The 14,679-nt window shown below is 37.2% G+C and carries 24 protein-coding genes; 2 read left to right on the top strand and 22 right to left on the bottom strand.

The window, feature by feature from the left end:
- Window positions 1–3: 3 nt before the first annotated feature.
- The 22 genes from secY to PZ898_RS17360 form a co-directional block, all read right to left on the bottom strand.
- Complete coding sequence (gene secY / locus PZ898_RS17465) at window positions 4–1,383, bottom strand: preprotein translocase subunit SecY (protein WP_062673613.1); 1,380 nt, start codon at window positions 1,381–1,383, stop codon at window positions 4–6.
- A 9-nt stretch (window positions 1,384–1,392) separates the two neighbouring features.
- On the bottom strand, window positions 1,393–1,842 hold the full coding sequence (gene rplO / locus PZ898_RS17460) for a 50S ribosomal protein L15 (RefSeq protein ID WP_062673611.1): 450 nt from the start codon (window positions 1,840–1,842) through the stop codon (window positions 1,393–1,395).
- A gap of 21 nt (window positions 1,843–1,863) precedes the next feature.
- Window positions 1,864–2,040 carry a 50S ribosomal protein L30 gene (rpmD, locus tag PZ898_RS17455; RefSeq protein WP_027371710.1) on the bottom strand — a complete coding sequence of 59 codons (177 nt, stop codon included), beginning with the start codon at window positions 2,038–2,040 and terminating at the stop codon, window positions 1,864–1,866.
- Between the two features lie 11 nt (window positions 2,041–2,051).
- Window positions 2,052–2,573 (bottom strand): 30S ribosomal protein S5, encoded by a 522-nt coding sequence (rpsE, locus tag PZ898_RS17450; protein ID WP_002983245.1) that lies wholly within the window; start codon window positions 2,571–2,573, stop codon window positions 2,052–2,054.
- Window positions 2,574–2,592: 19 nt separating this feature from the next.
- Entirely contained in the window at window positions 2,593–2,946 is a 354-nt protein-coding gene (gene rplR, locus PZ898_RS17445) for a 50S ribosomal protein L18 (RefSeq protein WP_034694689.1), read from the bottom strand.
- 15 nt (window positions 2,947–2,961) lie between these two features.
- Complete coding sequence (gene rplF / locus PZ898_RS17440; protein WP_034694687.1) at window positions 2,962–3,507, bottom strand: 50S ribosomal protein L6; 546 nt, start codon at window positions 3,505–3,507, stop codon at window positions 2,962–2,964.
- A 17-nt stretch (window positions 3,508–3,524) separates the two neighbouring features.
- Window positions 3,525–3,923: a 30S ribosomal protein S8 gene (rpsH, locus tag PZ898_RS17435; RefSeq protein ID WP_002983236.1), complete on the bottom strand. Its 399-nt coding sequence runs from the start codon at window positions 3,921–3,923 to the stop codon at window positions 3,525–3,527.
- Between the two features lie 146 nt (window positions 3,924–4,069).
- Window positions 4,070–4,339 (bottom strand): 30S ribosomal protein S14, encoded by a 270-nt coding sequence (rpsN, locus tag PZ898_RS17430; protein WP_002983233.1) that lies wholly within the window; start codon window positions 4,337–4,339, stop codon window positions 4,070–4,072.
- A gap of 3 nt (window positions 4,340–4,342) precedes the next feature.
- Complete coding sequence (rplE, locus tag PZ898_RS17425) at window positions 4,343–4,894, bottom strand: 50S ribosomal protein L5 (protein ID WP_062673609.1); 552 nt, start codon at window positions 4,892–4,894, stop codon at window positions 4,343–4,345.
- Between the two features lie 13 nt (window positions 4,895–4,907).
- Window positions 4,908–5,234 (bottom strand): 50S ribosomal protein L24, encoded by a 327-nt coding sequence (gene rplX, locus PZ898_RS17420; protein WP_029297774.1) that lies wholly within the window; start codon window positions 5,232–5,234, stop codon window positions 4,908–4,910.
- Window positions 5,235–5,255: 21 nt separating this feature from the next.
- Window positions 5,256–5,624, bottom strand: coding sequence for a 50S ribosomal protein L14 (gene rplN, locus PZ898_RS17415; RefSeq protein ID WP_002983226.1), 369 nt, complete (start codon window positions 5,622–5,624; stop codon window positions 5,256–5,258).
- A 2-nt stretch (window positions 5,625–5,626) separates the two neighbouring features.
- Window positions 5,627–5,881: a 30S ribosomal protein S17 gene (gene rpsQ, locus PZ898_RS17410; protein ID WP_027371715.1), complete on the bottom strand. Its 255-nt coding sequence runs from the start codon at window positions 5,879–5,881 to the stop codon at window positions 5,627–5,629.
- Between the two features lie 12 nt (window positions 5,882–5,893).
- A complete protein-coding gene (gene rpmC, locus PZ898_RS17405) occupies window positions 5,894–6,079 on the bottom strand; it encodes a 50S ribosomal protein L29 (RefSeq protein WP_034694678.1) in 186 nt (61 codons plus the stop codon).
- A gap of 12 nt (window positions 6,080–6,091) precedes the next feature.
- Window positions 6,092–6,517, bottom strand: a complete 426-nt coding sequence (rplP, locus tag PZ898_RS17400; RefSeq protein ID WP_277693853.1) for a 50S ribosomal protein L16 — start codon at window positions 6,515–6,517, stop codon at window positions 6,092–6,094.
- Window positions 6,518–6,615: 98 nt separating this feature from the next.
- Window positions 6,616–7,365: a 30S ribosomal protein S3 gene (gene rpsC, locus PZ898_RS17395; RefSeq protein ID WP_034694675.1), complete on the bottom strand. Its 750-nt coding sequence runs from the start codon at window positions 7,363–7,365 to the stop codon at window positions 6,616–6,618.
- A gap of 7 nt (window positions 7,366–7,372) precedes the next feature.
- On the bottom strand, window positions 7,373–7,771 hold the full coding sequence (rplV, locus tag PZ898_RS17390; RefSeq protein WP_002983214.1) for a 50S ribosomal protein L22: 399 nt from the start codon (window positions 7,769–7,771) through the stop codon (window positions 7,373–7,375).
- Between the two features lie 2 nt (window positions 7,772–7,773).
- Window positions 7,774–8,052 carry a 30S ribosomal protein S19 gene (gene rpsS / locus PZ898_RS17385; protein ID WP_002983209.1) on the bottom strand — a complete coding sequence of 93 codons (279 nt, stop codon included), beginning with the start codon at window positions 8,050–8,052 and terminating at the stop codon, window positions 7,774–7,776.
- Window positions 8,053–8,054: 2 nt separating this feature from the next.
- Window positions 8,055–8,876, bottom strand: coding sequence for a 50S ribosomal protein L2 (gene rplB, locus PZ898_RS17380; protein ID WP_027381305.1), 822 nt, complete (start codon window positions 8,874–8,876; stop codon window positions 8,055–8,057).
- 22 nt (window positions 8,877–8,898) lie between these two features.
- Window positions 8,899–9,189, bottom strand: a complete 291-nt coding sequence (gene rplW, locus PZ898_RS17375) for a 50S ribosomal protein L23 (protein WP_002983204.1) — start codon at window positions 9,187–9,189, stop codon at window positions 8,899–8,901.
- 3 nt (window positions 9,190–9,192) lie between these two features.
- A complete protein-coding gene (gene rplD / locus PZ898_RS17370) occupies window positions 9,193–9,822 on the bottom strand; it encodes a 50S ribosomal protein L4 (RefSeq protein WP_034694672.1) in 630 nt (209 codons plus the stop codon).
- Window positions 9,813–10,439, bottom strand: coding sequence for a 50S ribosomal protein L3 (rplC, locus tag PZ898_RS17365; RefSeq protein WP_002983195.1), 627 nt, complete (start codon window positions 10,437–10,439; stop codon window positions 9,813–9,815). The genes rplD and rplC overlap by 10 nt, the downstream gene beginning before the upstream one ends.
- Window positions 10,440–10,688: 249 nt before the next feature.
- Window positions 10,689–11,453 carry a DeoR/GlpR family DNA-binding transcription regulator gene (locus tag PZ898_RS17360; RefSeq protein WP_123278503.1) on the bottom strand — a complete coding sequence of 255 codons (765 nt, stop codon included), beginning with the start codon at window positions 11,451–11,453 and terminating at the stop codon, window positions 10,689–10,691.
- 116 nt (window positions 11,454–11,569) lie between these two features.
- Here PZ898_RS17360 and PZ898_RS17355 point away from each other — a divergent pair, with 116 nt between their 5' ends.
- Together PZ898_RS17355 and glpK are read left to right on the top strand one after the other, a co-directional pair.
- Entirely contained in the window at window positions 11,570–13,168 is a 1,599-nt protein-coding gene (locus PZ898_RS17355; protein ID WP_277693852.1) for a glycerol-3-phosphate dehydrogenase/oxidase, read from the top strand.
- Between the two features lie 10 nt (window positions 13,169–13,178).
- Window positions 13,179–14,675 (top strand): glycerol kinase GlpK, encoded by a 1,497-nt coding sequence (gene glpK / locus PZ898_RS17350; RefSeq protein ID WP_277693851.1) that lies wholly within the window; start codon window positions 13,179–13,181, stop codon window positions 14,673–14,675.
- Window positions 14,676–14,679 lie beyond the last annotated feature (4 nt).

Here is a 14,679-nt window from a genome sequence, read left to right as displayed (position 1 = left end):
AAATTAATATCCAGTCGTTCTTGATAATTTAGACTGCATTAAGCCATCATAATGATGGTTCAGCAGATATGTATTAATCTGTTGAACTGTATCTAAAATTACACCCACCATAATTAATAGGGACGTTCCCCCAAAAAATAGGGCAAACGCATCTGTCTGAACAAAGGTTCCATGCACAATTGCCGGAAGGATTGCAAAGATAGATAAAAATATTGCACCTGGCAAGGTAATTTTTGATAAAATATCATCTAAATAATCAGCGGTCTCTTTTCCTGGTCTTACTTTTGGTACTAAACCTCCATTTCTCTTCAAATCATCAGCCATCTGGTTTACCGGAATTGTAATCGCAGTATAGAAAAATGAGAAGATAATAATTAATAGCGCAAACAATACGTTGTACTGCCAGCTAAAAACATTCTTGAAACCTGCAAGAAAAGTATTAGACTCATCGAATTTTGTTAATAATCCTGGTACGAACATCAATGCCTGAGCAAAGATAATCGGCATTACACCAGCAGCATTTACTTTCAATGGAATCCATTGTCTTGCTCCCTGCATAAGATTTCTGTTTACACCTCCTCTTGCTTGAGCTCTGCTTACATACTGAATTGGAATTTTTCTAACAGCTACTGATAAGATTACTGCTAAAAGAACAACCAACATCCAGAATAATACTTCAATAAGGATCATGATAGATCCCATTCCTCCTTTTCCGTTCTGCACGGCCATCTCCTGTACGAATGCCTCAGGTAATCTTGAAAGGATCCCCACCATAATAAGGATAGAGATACCATTTCCGATTCCTTTATCGGTAATCTTTTCACCTAGCCACATTGCAAATACTGAACCGGCAACCAAAATAACAATACTTGGTAACCAGAACATAATTGAATTTGGCTCTACATAGTATGCAGACTGGAACTGAGCATATGGTAAGAATAATTGAGTAATAGAAGTTAAGTAAGAAGGTGCCTGTACCAGACAAACTCCAATCGTTAACCATCTTGTAATTTGGTTCAATGTATTTCTACCTGACTCTCCATCTTTCTGAAGCTTCTGAAGATAAGGAATAGCCATCCCCATCAACTGAACAATAATAGAAGCAGAAATATAAGGCATGATTCCTAACGCCATTACGGAAGCGTGGCTGAAAGCTCCCCCCGTAAACGACGAAAGCAAGCCAAGGAGACCTGCTCCTTGCTTGTTACCGCCTTGATTTTTATAATGCTCTAAGAGATCTCCCACCTCTGCAAGGTTAATCGCAGGAAGCGAGATATAAGATGCGAATCTATACACAAGGATAATACCTAAAGTAAAGAGAATTTTATCTCTAAGTTCTTTAAGACTCCAAATATTTTTAAGTGTTTGTATAAATTCTTTCATTAGTAAGTATTATAAGGTAATTGCTTTTCCACCTGCTTTAGCAATAAGCTCTTCAGCAGATTTAGTGAATTTGTCAGCAGAGATTGAAACCGCAGATTTCAATTCTCCTCTACCCATAATTTTCACTAATTCGTTTTTAGAAACTATCCCGTTTGCTACTAAAACTTCTTTCGTGATATCTCCAGTGATGGATTTGTTCTCGATTAAAGTTTGAATAGTATCAAGGTTAATTCCTCTAAACTCTTTTCTGTTTACGTTTTTGAATCCGAATTTAGGTAATCTTCTTTGTAAAGGCATCTGTCCACCTTCGAAACCGATTTTTTGAGAATAACCAGCTCTCGCTTTCTGACCTTTGTGACCTTTTGTTGAAGTACCTCCTTTTCCGCTACCTTGACCTCTACCAATTCTCTTTGAGTTGAAAGTAGATCCTGCAGCAGGTTTTATGTTATTTAAATTCATTTTAATTTCTCTTTTATAAAATTATTTTTGAACTTCAAGTAAGTGTCCTACAGCAGCGATCATTCCTAAGATGGAAGGAGTAGCTTCATGCTCTACAACTTGGTGAAGTTTTTTTAATCCTAATGCTTCAAGCGTTCTCTTTTGGGTTTTTGTTCTACCAATAGCGCTTCTTACTTGCTTTACTTTAATTGTTGCCATTGCTTTAATTATTAACCGTTAAACACTTTACTTAGAGAAATTCCTCTCATTCTAGCGATTTCTTCAGGTCTTCTGATGTCTAATAACGCTTTGAAAGTAGCTTTCACTACGTTGTGAGGGTTAGAAGATCCTTTAGATTTTGAAAGGATATCGTGAATACCAGCAGATTCCAATACCGCTCTTACCGCACCTCCGGCGATCAATCCTGTACCGTGAGAAGCAGGTCTTAAGAAGATATCTGCACCACCGTATCTAGCAGTAGTTTGGTGAGGGATAGTATGGTTCATTACAGGAACTTTCACAAGGTTTTTCTTAGCGTCTTCAACTGCTTTAGCAATTGCAGAAGCAACCTCTTTAGATTTTCCTAAACCGAAACCGATAACACCTTCTTCGTTACCTACTACAACAATAGCAGAAAATCCGAAAGCTCTACCTCCTTTTGTTACTTTTGTTACTCTGTTAACAGCTACGAGACGATCTTTTAATTCTAATCCTCCCGGTTTTACTCTTTCTATATTATCTAGTCCTAACATATTTTCCGAAATTTAATGATTAGAATTTAAGTCCACCTTCTCTTGCACCATCAGCTAGAGCTTTCACTCTACCGTGGTAAACGAATCCGTTTCTGTCAAATACAATACTTTCGATTCCTGCAGCGATAGCTTTAGCAGCGATAGCTTTACCAACAGCAGCAGAAACTTCAGTCTTAGTACCTTTAGCGTCTACACCTTTCTCTCTTGAAGAAGCTGATGCTAAAGTTTTACCATTTTTATCGTCGATTAACTGAGCGTAAATTTCCTTATTACTTTTGTATACAGATAATCTTGGCAATTCAGAAGATCCAGAGATTTTCCCTCTTACTCTTCTTTTGATTCTTATTCTTTTTTCTAATTTACTTAATGCCATAATACTTATAATTTATTAAGCAGATTTACCAGCTTTACGTCTAACAATTTCTCCTACGAATCTTACACCTTTTCCTTTGTATGGCTCAGGCTTTCTGAAAGAACGGATCTTTGCAGCTACCATTCCTAGAAGTTGGTTGTCGTGAGACGTTAAAGTAATAATTGGGTTTTTACCTTTTTCAGTCAATGTATCAACTTTTACTTCACCTGGAAGTTCTAATACGATACCGTGAGAGAATCCTAAAGCTAACTCAAGTTTTTGACCTGCGTGTGAAGCTCTATATCCTACCCCTACTAGTTCAAGTTTCTTTTCGAAACCTGCACTTACACCAACAATCATGTTGTTGATTAACGCTCTGTATAGACCGTGAAGTGCTTTGTGTTGTTTAGAATCAGATGGTCTGTTTACGTTAAGTTCACCATCTTTCTGTTCTATAGTAATTCCTGCCGTAAGCTCCTGAGAAAGTTCTCCTTTAGCTCCTTTTACAGTTACTACACCGTTATTTTCAGTGATTGTAACTCCAGCTGGAATTGTTATAATTGCTTTACCAATTCTTGACATTTTCCTCTGATTAAAAATTAATAAACATAGCAGATTACTTCACCGCCTACTTTCTCTTCTCTAGCTTTCTTGTCAGTCATTACTCCTTTAGAAGTAGAGATGATAGAAATACCCAAACCGTTTAGTACTCTTGGAAGCTCAGCTGAACCTTTGTACTGTCTCAAACCTGGTCTAGAAGCTCTTTGGATAGACTTGATAGCCGGTTTGTTAGTTTGCTTATCATACTTTAAAGCGATTTTGATCACTCCTTGAACAGCGTTATCTTCAAACTTGTAGTTTAAGATATACCCTTGATCAAATAAGATCTTAGTAATCTCCTTTTTGATTTTCGATGCAGGAATTTCCACCACTTTGTGGCCTGCGCTTTGTGCGTTCCTTACTCTAGTTAGGAAATCTGAAATTGGATCTGTTACCATTTTTCTTTTATAATTATTGGTTAAAGAACAATCAGTTTTGCAAAGACTTGAAGAGTAAAATATCAGACGTCAGAAATCTTCAGTCTGATATTTTTATCTTTAGTATCTGAACAACTTAATTGTTCCGATTTTTTATCTAGTGATTATTACCAGCTAGCTTTTCTTACTCCTGGGATAAGACCGTTGTTAGCCATTTCTCTGAAAGTTACTCTGGAAATACCAAACGTTCTCATGTATCCTCTTGGTCTACCTGTTAGTTTACATCTGTTGTGTAATCTTACAGGAGAAGCATTTTTAGGCAATTTTTGAAGTCCTTCGTAATCACCAGCTTCTTTAAGAGCTTGTCTTTTAGCAGCGTATTTAGCAACTAGTGCTTCTCTTTTGCGCTCACGCGCTTTCATTGATTCTTTAGCCATTTCTTAGTTCTTTTTAAATGGTAAACCGAAGTGAGTTAATAATGCTTTAGCTTCTTTATCTGTTTTCGCAGTAGTAACGAAAGTGATGTCCATCCCTTGGATTTTTTTCACTTTGTCAATTACGATTTCAGGGAAGATAATCTGCTCAGTAATACCTAAGTTGTAGTTACCTCTACCATCGAAACCATCAGCTTTGATTCCAGAGAAATCTCTGATACGAGGCAAAGCAGAAGCAGTAAGTCTGTCTAAGAATTCATACATTCTGTCAGCTCTCAATGTTACTTTAGCACCTACCGGCATTCCTTTTCTCAATTTGAAAGCAGCTTCGTCTTTTTTAGAGATTGTACCAACAGCCTTTTGACCAGTGATATTTGTAAGCTCTTCTACAGCATAATCAATAATTTTCTTGTCTGCAGTAGCATCACCTAAACCTTGTGATACAACGATTTTCTCTAATTTAGGTACTTGCATTACTGACTTATACCCGAATTCTTCCATCATTGCAGGAACAATTGTCTCTTTATATGCTTTTTTGGGTCTTGCTATATATTCCATGTGTTATTTAAAATTATAAAGTTTCACCCGTTTTTTTGTTGATTCTTACTTTCTTATCTCCTTCGATTTTGTAACCTACTTTGATAGCTTTTCCGTCTTTACCAACTAAAGCTACGTTTGAGATATGAATAGAAGCTTCCTTCTCAGTAATTCCTCCTTGAGGATTAGAAGCTGAAGGCTTAACGTGTTTTTTAACGATGTTAAGTCCTGCAACGATTACTCTTGGGTCTCTACCTTCTTTCTTGATCACTTCAATAACTTCACCAGTCTTACCCTTGATATCTTTCTTACCAGTAGTAATGATTACGTTATCTCCTCTTTTTATTTTTAACTTTGACATTTCTTTTAAAAATTTTTAAAATTAAAGTACTTCAGGAGCTAATGAAATGATTTTCATATATTCTTTGTCTCTCAACTCACGAGCAACTGGTCCGAAAACACGCGTTCCTCTCATTTCTCCCGCTGCGTTTAGTAATACACAAGCATTGTCGTCGAATTTGATGTATGAACCATCTTTTCTTCTTACTGCTTTTTTAGTTCTTACTACTACAGCTTTAGATACCTGACCTTTTTTAGCATTTCCGGATGGTGTAGAATCCTTGATCGTAACAACGATTTTATCACCAACTGAAGCATATCTTCTTCTGGTTCCTCCCAGAACTCTGATCACTAGTACTTCTTTAGCACCTGTGTTATCAGCAACTTTTAATCTTGATTCTGTTTGTAACATTATTACTTAGCTTTTTCAATGATTCTTACTAATCTCCATCTCTTGCTCTTGCTCAAAGGTCTAGTTTCTTGGATCAAAACTGTATCACCTTCTGTGCATTCGTTGTTCTCGTCGTGTGCAGTATATTTTTTCGTTTTCAAAACGAATTTACCGTACATCGGGTGCTTTACTCTTGTAGTTTCACTAACAACAATAGTTTTTTCCATTTTATTGCTGGAAACCACTCCGATTCTTTCTTTTCTTAAATTTCTATCCATTGTAAAATGAAATTATTGTTTGTTAGTTAACTCAGTGTTTAGTCTTGCGATTGTTTTTCTCAAATCTCTGATTTGAATCGGGTTTTCAATTGGGCTGATTGCATGAGCCAATTTCAATTTAGAATATTGAGCTTTTGCTTCAGTTAATTGAGCTTGAATATCACCCGCGCTTAAATTTTTAATATCAGCATTTTTCATTGTATTCAAAGATTATAGAGGTTTAACAAAATCGTTAGCAACGATGAATTTAGTAACTACTGGTAATTTTTGTGCAGCAAGTCTAAGAGCTTCTTTCGCAATTTCGTAAGAAACTCCTCCAACTTCGAACATAATTTTACCTGGTTTTACTACAGCTACCCAATATTCAACAGCACCCTTACCTTTACCCATACGTACTTCCGCTGGTTTCTTAGTAATTGGCTTATCTGGGAAGATTTTGATCCATAGTTGACCTTCTCTCTTCATATATCTTGTCGCAGCGATACGAGCCGCTTCAATCTGTCTTGCAGTGATCCAAGCTCCTTCCGTTGCTTTGATCCCAAAAGTTCCGTAAGCAAGTTGACTACCTCTCTGGGCATTCCCCTTCATCTTCATCTTGTGAACTCTACGGAATTTGGTTCTTTTTGGTTGTAACATAATTTCTAAATTTTAGATTTTAGATTTTAGATTTTAGATTTTTTTTAATTTTAAAAAAGTAACGGTAATTTAAAATTCAAAATTTCTAATCTAAAATTTTAATTATTATTGTTATTGTTGTTGTTTTTTCTAGGTCTTCTGTTGTCTCTGTCTCCTCCTCTGTTTCCTCTGTCTGACTGACCTCCTTTTTTCTGTTGTCCCACTAGTGGAGAAAGTTCTCTTTTACCGTAAACTTCACCTTTCATGATCCAAACTTTAACCCCTAGTCTACCGTAAGTAGTGTGAGCTTCTGCCCAGTGGTAATCGATATCAGCTCTGAAAGTTGACAATGGAATTCTTCCTTCTTTGAAAGATTCTGATCTTGCCATTTCAGCTCCGTTTAATCTACCAGAGATTTGAACTTTGATACCTTCAGCACCCATTCTCATAGTACTTGCCATTGCCATTTTAACAGCTCTTCTGTAAGAAATTCTGTTTTCAATTTGCTTAGAAATACTATCAGCAACTAGTACAGCATCTAATTCAGGTCTTTTGATTTCGAAAATGTTGATTTGAATATCCTTACCAGTCAATTTCTTCAACTCTTCTTTCAATTTATCAACTTCCTGACCTCCTTTACCGATAATAAGTCCCGGTCTAGCAGTAGTAATAGTTACTGTAACTAATTTTAAAGTTCTTTCAATATAAATTTTTGAAATACCACCTTTAGATAATCTAGCTTCAAGGTATCTTCTGATTTTGTAGTCTTCAGCGATTCTGTCTCCATAATCGTTTCCACCAAACCAGTTAGAATCCCATCCTCTGATGATACCTAATCTGTTACCAATTGGATTTGTCTTCTGTCCCATACCTTGATTAATTTTCTTTGTTACCTAAGATTAATGTAACGTGGTTAGATCTTTTTCTGATTCTATACCCTCTACCTTGTGGAGCTGGTCTTAGTCTCTTCAATTGTCTTGCACTATCCACAAATATTTCTTTAACGATAAGGTTTGCTTCCTCAATGTCAGCACCTTCGTTTTTCACTTGCCAGTTAGCCATAGCAGAAAGAAGTAATTTCTCTAACTTGTTAGAAGCATCCTTCTTAGAATATTTTAGGATATAAAGTGCTTTGTCTACCTGCTCTCCTCTAATGATATCAGCAACTAATCTCATTTTTCTTGGAGAAGACGGGCAATTATTTAATGAAGCTTTTACAACGTCTTTGTTAGCTTCTTTTCTTGCGATTGAACTATCTTGTTTTCTTGATCCCATGATTATCTGCTTCCTTTGTTTTTGTTACCACCATGACCTCTGAAAGATCTTGTTGGAGAAAATTCGCCTAACTTGTGACCAACCATGTTTTCTGTAACATAAACAGGGATAAAAGATTTCCCGTTGTGTACAGCAATAGTTTGTCCTACGAAGTCCGGAGAGATCATAGATGCTCTAGACCAAGTTTTGATAACTGTCTTCTTACCAGACTCTATATTTGCCTGAACCTTCTTATCTAAAGTATGATGAATGAACGGTCCTTTTTTAAGTGATCTTGCCATAATTATTTTCTTTTAGATACGATGTAACGGTTAGACACTTTGTTTTTCTTTCTAGTTTTGTAACCTTTAGCCGGTTTACCGTTTCTAGATCTTGGGTGACCTCCTGAAGAACGTCCTTCACCACCACCCATTGGGTGATCTACTGGGTTCATTACAACCGCTCTTGTTCTTGGTCTTCTACCTAACCATCTGCTTCTACCAGCCTTACCTGATACAGTTAATTGGTGATCTGAGTTGGAAACAGAACCAATCATTGCCATACATTCAGTAAGGATCATTCTTGATTCTCCTGAAGGTAACTTGATGATTGCATATTTACCATCTCTGGAAGTTAATTGAGCTGAAGAACCAGCACTTCTTGCTAAAATTGCACCTTGTCCAGGCTTCATTTCAACACAAGAGATTACAGTACCCAATGGAATATTTTTCAATTTCATTGCGTTACCTACGTTTGGTTCAACGCTTTCTCCTGATACTACTTTCTGATCAACTTTGATACCGTTTGGAGCGATGATATATCTCTTCTCTCCGTCTGCGTACTCTAATAAAGCGATAAATGCAGTTCTGTTTGGATCGTATTCTACAGATTTTACAGTTGCTTCAACGTTTGCTTTGTTTCTTTTGAAGTCAATAATTCTGTATTTCTTTTTGTGTCCACCTCCGGTGTAACGCATGGTCATTTTACCTGTTTGGTTACGTCCACCTGACTTTTTAATACCAACTGTTAGAGATTTCTCTGGTTTGTTGGTAGTAATTTCCTCAAAATTGTTTACAATTCTGAATCTCTGTCCCGGGGTGATAGGTTTTAATTTTCTAACAGACATTACTATTATTTATAATTAATAATTAATTTACAGCAAAAATATCGATAACCTCACCTTCAGCAAGTTTGATTACCGCTTTTTTCAATTTATTTGTCTTTCCTACTTGAAGACCTTTTTTAGTGTATTTTGAAGAAACCTTCGGAGCATAAATCATTGTGTTAACGTCTGCTACTTTTACACCGTAAGCTGCTTCAACAGCTTTTTTGATCTCGATTTTATTCGCCTTAGGATTCACTAAGAAAGAATAAGAACCTCTTAAATCTGTAAGGTAATTAGCCTTTTCTGAAATAACTGGTTTAATAATAACTGACATGATTTATTTCTTTAAATTTTCCTGGAATTTTTCAACTGCACCTTCGAAGAAAATGATCTCACCAGCGTTTACTAAATCGTAAGAACTGATCTCGTTGAAGTTCATTACTTTAGTTTTAGGTAAGTTTCTTGAAGATAAATACACATTCTTGTTAGCTTCAGGAAGAACGAATAAAGATTTTTTACCGTTAAGTTCCAATGCATTTAATACATTGATGAAATCTTTAGTCTTAGGAGCATCAAAGCTCACATCTTCTAAAACTTTAATGCTGTTGTCTCTCATTTTCTGAGATAAAACAGATTTCTTAGCTAATCTCTTAAGAGCTTTGTTCAATTTGAATCTGTAGTCTCTTGGTTTTGGTCCGAATACTCTACCTCCACCTCTGAATACTGGAGATTTGATATCACCGTATCTAGCAGATCCTGATCCTTTTTGCTTCTTAAGCTTTTTAGTAGAAGCAGTAATTTCGCTTCTTTCTTTTGCTTTATGAGTACCTTGTCTTTGAGCAGCAAGATACTGCTTAACTTCTAAGTAAACCGCGTGCTGATTTGGCTCAATTCCGAATACTGTTTCGTCTAGAGTTACTTTTCTTCCGGTCTCTTTTCCTGATGTATTTAATACTACTAGTTCCATTTTCTGATAATTACATAAGAATTTTTAGCTCCCGGAACAGCACCTTTTACTACTAAAAGATTTTGTTCTTGATCAACTTTTAACACTTGAAGGTTTTGAACAGTTACCTGCTTACCTCCCATTCTTCCAGCCATTCTCATCCCTTTGAATACTCTTGAAGGGTCTGAACCAGCACCGATAGAACCTGGAGCTCTAAGTCTGTTGTGCTGACCATGAGTTGCCTGCATTACACCTCCAAATCCGTGTCTCTTAACAACACCCTGGAAGCCTTTACCTTTTGAAGTTCCTGTTACGTCAACATATTCACCTTCAGCGAATAGATCAACTTTTACTTCTTCTCCTACTTTTACTTCATCAACGAATTCTCTGTAGAATTCTACTAATTTAGCTTTAGGAGCAGAACCAGCCTTTTTAAAATGACCAGCTAACGCTTTACCAACGTTCTTCTCACTCTTGTCATCGAAACCTAACTGAACAGCTTTATAACCGTCTTTTTCTAAGGTTCTGACCTGTAAAACCGAGCATGGACCAGCTTGAATAACTGTACAAGGAATGTTTTTTCCTTCTTCGTTAAACAAAGACGTCATACCGATTTTTTTACCAATAATACCTGACATTGTTTATATTATAATAAAATTTATCCTTTATTTATCACCATTTTTCGGAAGTCTGAAGTAATTTCTACTTTTGATATAGGCATACTACGCCCCTAAAATGAGTGTGCAAATTTATGAATAATTTTGTAACTGACAAATATTTAGACTAAAATATTTTGATTTTTAATCAATTAGATGATTTTGAAAAAATTCAGAACCAATTCCCCAAAGATTTATTTTGATTTTTAAAAAGAATTTAGGATGAAGATCTTATTGAGCCATCACCTTCACTCCCACTTCTTCCAGTCCAGCCCTGTCTTCAGCACAAATACCACTATCCGTAATAAGATAATCCACCTGATCTAAGGCTGCAATCTTTCCGAATCCTTTCTTATTTAATTTGGAAGAATCCGCAAGAATTACTGTCTGATCTGCACACTCCATCATAATCTGATTCAGATGAGCTTCTGCTGCATTGGAAGTACTGATTCCGAACTCCGGATCAATTCCGTCCACTCCCAGAAAAAGTTTATTGCATGAAAACTGTTTTAGAATTCCTTCAGAAATAGAACCTACAATAGAAGTAGAGCTTTTTCGCACTTCACCTCCCAGCTGTATAATATTAATATTAGGATTATTGCAAAGTTCAATCGCCACCCGTAAAGAAGATGTCAATACCGTAAGCGGCCCAAAGTTCACCAGCATCCTCGCAAGATAATGCATGGTTGTTCCGGACGCCAGTATAATACAGTCATTTTCCTGAATCAATGACAGTGCAGCTTTCGCAATAGCCTGTTTTGCTTCCACATTGATGCTTTCTTTCTCCCCTACATTTTTTTCATAAGCATATCTTACCTGCTTACTTGCTCCTCCATGATTTCTGAAAAGAAGCCCCAGGCTTTCGAGATAGTTCAGATCCTTTCGGATCGTAACTGAAGAAACATTGAGCTTTTCACACAGATCCTGAACAAGTACATGCCCTTTCTCATCCAGCTCTTTAAGTATTTCATCCTGCCTTGGTAATAGCTTTTCCATTTTATTCGTTTCATCAAAATTACCGATTTTTTCCGATATTTTAAAATTTCATTTATTTTCTTTTTGCTTTCATTTTTAATTTATATATTTGAAAACGAAACATAAACGAAACATTTATGAAACGAAACGAAGAACTCAGTAAGTTAACCAATGTAAAAGAATGGGACTTTATTGTCATAGGAGGAGGAGCCAGTGGTTTAGGTTCAGCATTAGATGCGGTAAGCAGGGGATTCAAAACTTTATTGCTTGAATCTCATGACTTCGCAAAAGCAACATCCAGCAGAAGTACCAAATTGGTACACGGCGGAGTTAGATATCTCGCTCAGGGAGATGTCGGATTGGTAAAAGAAGCATTAAAAGAAAGAGGACTCTTAGCAAAGAACGCAGCACATATTGTAAAAAATCAGTCTTTTATTATTCCTAACTATACCTGGTGGGGAGGAATCTACTATAAGATAGGTTTATCTGTTTATGATTTCCTTGCGGGAAAACTAAGTTTGGGTAAAACGAAATACATCAGCAAAGCGAAAACCGTTGAAAAGCTTCCTACTATTGAACAAAATCACTTAATGAGTGGTGTTGTTTACCAGGATGGACAGTTTGACGACGCCAGACTTGCCATTAATCTTACCCAGACGATTATTGAAAAAGGAGGAAGTGCTGTTAACTATGTGAAAGTAATCAACCTTTTGAAAGATGCTTATGATAAAGTAGTAGGCGTAGTTGCTGAAGACCAGTTTTCTAAACAGCAATATCAGATCCATGGTAAAGTAGTCATCAATGCCACTGGTGTATTTACGAATGACATTCTTAATATGAACAACCCTAAGCATGGTAAATTGGTGGTACCAAGCCAGGGAATTCACCTGGTACTGGATAAATCTTTCCTGAAAAGCGATGATGCCATCATGATTCCAAAAACATCAGACGGCAGGGTTTTATTTGTTGTGCCGTGGCACGACAGAGCCTTGGTGGGAACCACCGATACTCTTTTAAAGGATGAAAGCTTTGAGCCTCGTGCACTGGAAGAAGAAATCAGCTTTGTTTTAAATACAGCAAGACAATATCTGGCTAAAAAACCAACCCGTGAAGATGTGAAATCAGTTTTCGCAGGTCTTCGTCCGCTTGCCGCTCCTAAAGATGGAAGCAAAAGCACCAAAGAAGTTTCCCGTAGCCATAAAGTTATTACTTCAGAAACCGGATTAGTTTCTATTATCGGAGGAAAATGGACTACTTACCGTAAAATGGCAGAAGATACTGTAAACGAAGCCATGAAAGTTCACAGATTGGGAAATAGCCCATCTAAAACAGAACATCTTTCCATCCACGGAAATGTAAAACCAGAACAGGTAGACAGAACCAATCATCTGTATGTGTACGGATCTGATATTCCGGCAATCAAAAAATTACAGGAAAGTAATCCGCGCTATGCTCAAAAAATCCATCCTGATCATCCCTTCACCGTAGCAGAAGTGGTATGGGCCGTAAGAGCTGAAATGGCAGAAACCATTGAAGATATCCTGGCAAGAAGAGTACGTCTGCTTTTCCTGGATGCCAGAGCAGCGATAGACAGCGCTCATAACGTAGCAAGAATCATTGCTGAAGAAAAAGGATATTCTGAAGAATGGGCGCAGCAGCAGGAAAATGAATTCATTGAACTGGCAAGAGGATATTTACTGACTCCTTATTCACCTAAAGTTATCAACCTAAATTAGCATTATATACATGAATGAAAAACTAATTCTCGCTCTAGACCAGGGAACAACTTCCTCCAGAGCGATTCTCTTCAATCACAGTGGAGAAATAGAATATGTATCTCAAAAAGATTTCAGACAAATATTTCCTACTCCGGGTTGGGTAGAACACGATCCAAACGAAATCTGGTCTTCACAGATCTCTGTAGCAGCTGAAGTTATTGCAAAAGCCGGAATCTCCGGATTGGAAGTTGCCGCTATCGGGATTACCAACCAACGTGAAACTACCATTGTCTGGGATAAGGAAACCGGCGAACCTATCTACAATGCTATTGTATGGCAGGACCGAAGAACTTCAAAATACTGCGACGAACTGAAAGATCAGGGACACGCAGAAACCATCAAAGAAAAAACAGGATTGGTTCTGGACGCTTACTTTTCAGCGACCAAGCTAAAATGGATTCTTGATCATGTACAAGGAGCAAGACAGAAAGCCGAAGAGGGAAAATTATGTTTCGGAACTGTTGATACATGGCTTGTATGGAAACTGACTCGTGGAAAAATGTTTATCACAGATGTTTCCAATGCCAGCAGAACAATGCTTCTTAATATTCATACTTTAGAATGGGATAATGATTTATTAGAATTATTTGACATTCCTAAAAACATTCTCCCTGAAGTCAAGCAAAGCAGTGAAATATATGGAGAAACAGCAACTACCCTTTTCTCTACCAAAATTCCAATCGCGGGTATTGCCGGCGATCAGCAGGCTGCCTTATTCGGACAGATGTGTACCACTCCGGGAATGGTGAAAAATACTTACGGAACAGGATGCTTCTTATTAATGAACACAGGAACGGAAGCTGTTTCTTCTAAGAACAATCTTCTCACTACTGTGGCGTGGAAGATCAATGGAGAAGTAAATTATGCACTGGAAGGAAGTGTATTCGTAGGAGGCGCTGCTATTCAATGGCTAAGAGATGGTCTTAAGCTTATACGTTCTTCTGAAGAAGTAAACAAACTGGCAGCTTCTGTACCAGATAATGGTGGTGTTTACTTCGTACCTGCACTGACAGGTCTTGGCGCGCCTTACTGGGATCAGTATGCCCGCGGAACCATTGTAGGAATTACCAGAGGAACTACCGATGCACACATTGCAAGAGCAACATTGGAGGGGATTGCATTTCAGGTATATGAAATTGTAAAAGCAATGGAAGCAGATTCAGGAAGAGCAAGTCTTGAATTAAGAGTAGACGGTGGTGCTTCTGCAAGTGATCTTCTGATGCAGATCCAGTCTGACTTATTTGGATTTAAAATAACAAGACCAAAGACATTGGAAACTACCGCTCTTGGAGCAGCCTACCTTGCAGGACTTGCAGTAGGATACTGGAAAAGTATTGACGAAATCCAGGAGCAATGGATTGTAGACAAAGACTTCCACCCTCAATTAAACAGAGAACAAGTGGACAAAATGACCCACTTCTGGAAGAAAGCGGTAAAAAGCGCTCAAAGCTGGATAGAAGATTAATTCA

The organism is Chryseobacterium sp. WX (genome assembly GCF_029542485.1).
GTDB lineage: Bacteria > Bacteroidota > Bacteroidia > Flavobacteriales > Weeksellaceae > Chryseobacterium > Chryseobacterium cucumeris.
Note: the sequence above shows the minus strand (reverse complement) of the source record. Positions and strands in the feature narration are given on the sequence as shown.

What these genes read in the sequence shown, in the direction of transcription:
- rpsE (WP_002983245.1), bottom strand. Translation starts at nt 2,573, where the DNA reads ATGTTAGGACTAGATAATATAGAAAGAGTAAAACCGGGAGGATTAGAA.
- rpsN (WP_002983233.1), bottom strand. Translation starts at nt 4,339, where the DNA reads ATGGCTAAAGAATCAATGAAAGCGCGTGAGCGCAAAAGAGAAGCACTA.
- rplX (WP_029297774.1), bottom strand. Translation starts at nt 5,234, where the DNA reads ATGTCAAAGTTAAAAATAAAAAGAGGAGATAACGTAATCATTACTACT.
- glpK (WP_277693851.1), top strand. Translation starts at nt 13,179, where the DNA reads ATGAATGAAAAACTAATTCTCGCTCTAGACCAGGGAACAACTTCCTCC.
- PZ898_RS17360 (WP_123278503.1), bottom strand. Translation starts at nt 11,453, where the DNA reads ATGGAAAAGCTATTACCAAGGCAGGATGAAATACTTAAAGAGCTGGAT.
- rplR (WP_034694689.1), bottom strand. Translation starts at nt 2,946, where the DNA reads ATGGCATTAAGTAAATTAGAAAAAAGAATAAGAATCAAAAGAAGAGTA.
- rplO (WP_062673611.1), bottom strand. Translation starts at nt 1,842, where the DNA reads ATGAATTTAAATAACATAAAACCTGCTGCAGGATCTACTTTCAACTCA.
- rplV (WP_002983214.1), bottom strand. Translation starts at nt 7,771, where the DNA reads ATGGGATCAAGAAAACAAGATAGTTCAATCGCAAGAAAAGAAGCTAAC.
- rpmD (WP_027371710.1), bottom strand. Translation starts at nt 2,040, where the DNA reads ATGGCAACAATTAAAGTAAAGCAAGTAAGAAGCGCTATTGGTAGAACA.
- rpsC (WP_034694675.1), bottom strand. Translation starts at nt 7,365, where the DNA reads ATGGGACAGAAGACAAATCCAATTGGTAACAGATTAGGTATCATCAGA.
- rplW (WP_002983204.1), bottom strand. Translation starts at nt 9,189, where the DNA reads ATGTCAGTTATTATTAAACCAGTTATTTCAGAAAAGGCTAATTACCTT.
- rpsH (WP_002983236.1), bottom strand. Translation starts at nt 3,923, where the DNA reads ATGGTAACAGATCCAATTTCAGATTTCCTAACTAGAGTAAGGAACGCA.
- rpsS (WP_002983209.1), bottom strand. Translation starts at nt 8,052, where the DNA reads ATGGCAAGATCACTTAAAAAAGGACCGTTCATTCATCATACTTTAGAT.
- rplF (WP_034694687.1), bottom strand. Translation starts at nt 3,507, where the DNA reads ATGTCAAGAATTGGTAAAGCAATTATAACAATTCCAGCTGGAGTTACA.
- secY (WP_062673613.1), bottom strand. Translation starts at nt 1,383, where the DNA reads ATGAAAGAATTTATACAAACACTTAAAAATATTTGGAGTCTTAAAGAA.
- rplE (WP_062673609.1), bottom strand. Translation starts at nt 4,894, where the DNA reads ATGGAATATATAGCAAGACCCAAAAAAGCATATAAAGAGACAATTGTT.
- rpmC (WP_034694678.1), bottom strand. Translation starts at nt 6,079, where the DNA reads ATGAAAAATGCTGATATTAAAAATTTAAGCGCGGGTGATATTCAAGCT.
- rpsQ (WP_027371715.1), bottom strand. Translation starts at nt 5,881, where the DNA reads ATGGATAGAAATTTAAGAAAAGAAAGAATCGGAGTGGTTTCCAGCAAT.
- rplP (WP_277693853.1), bottom strand. Translation starts at nt 6,517, where the DNA reads ATGTTACAACCAAAAAGAACCAAATTCCGTAGAGTTCACAAGATGAAG.
- rplN (WP_002983226.1), bottom strand. Translation starts at nt 5,624, where the DNA reads ATGTTACAAACAGAATCAAGATTAAAAGTTGCTGATAACACAGGTGCT.
- rplC (WP_002983195.1), bottom strand. Translation starts at nt 10,439, where the DNA reads ATGTCAGGTATTATTGGTAAAAAAATCGGTATGACGTCTTTGTTTAAC.
- PZ898_RS17355 (WP_277693852.1), top strand. Translation starts at nt 11,570, where the DNA reads ATGAAACGAAACGAAGAACTCAGTAAGTTAACCAATGTAAAAGAATGG.
- rplD (WP_034694672.1), bottom strand. Translation starts at nt 9,822, where the DNA reads ATGGAACTAGTAGTATTAAATACATCAGGAAAAGAGACCGGAAGAAAA.
- rplB (WP_027381305.1), bottom strand. Translation starts at nt 8,876, where the DNA reads ATGTCTGTTAGAAAATTAAAACCTATCACCCCGGGACAGAGATTCAGA.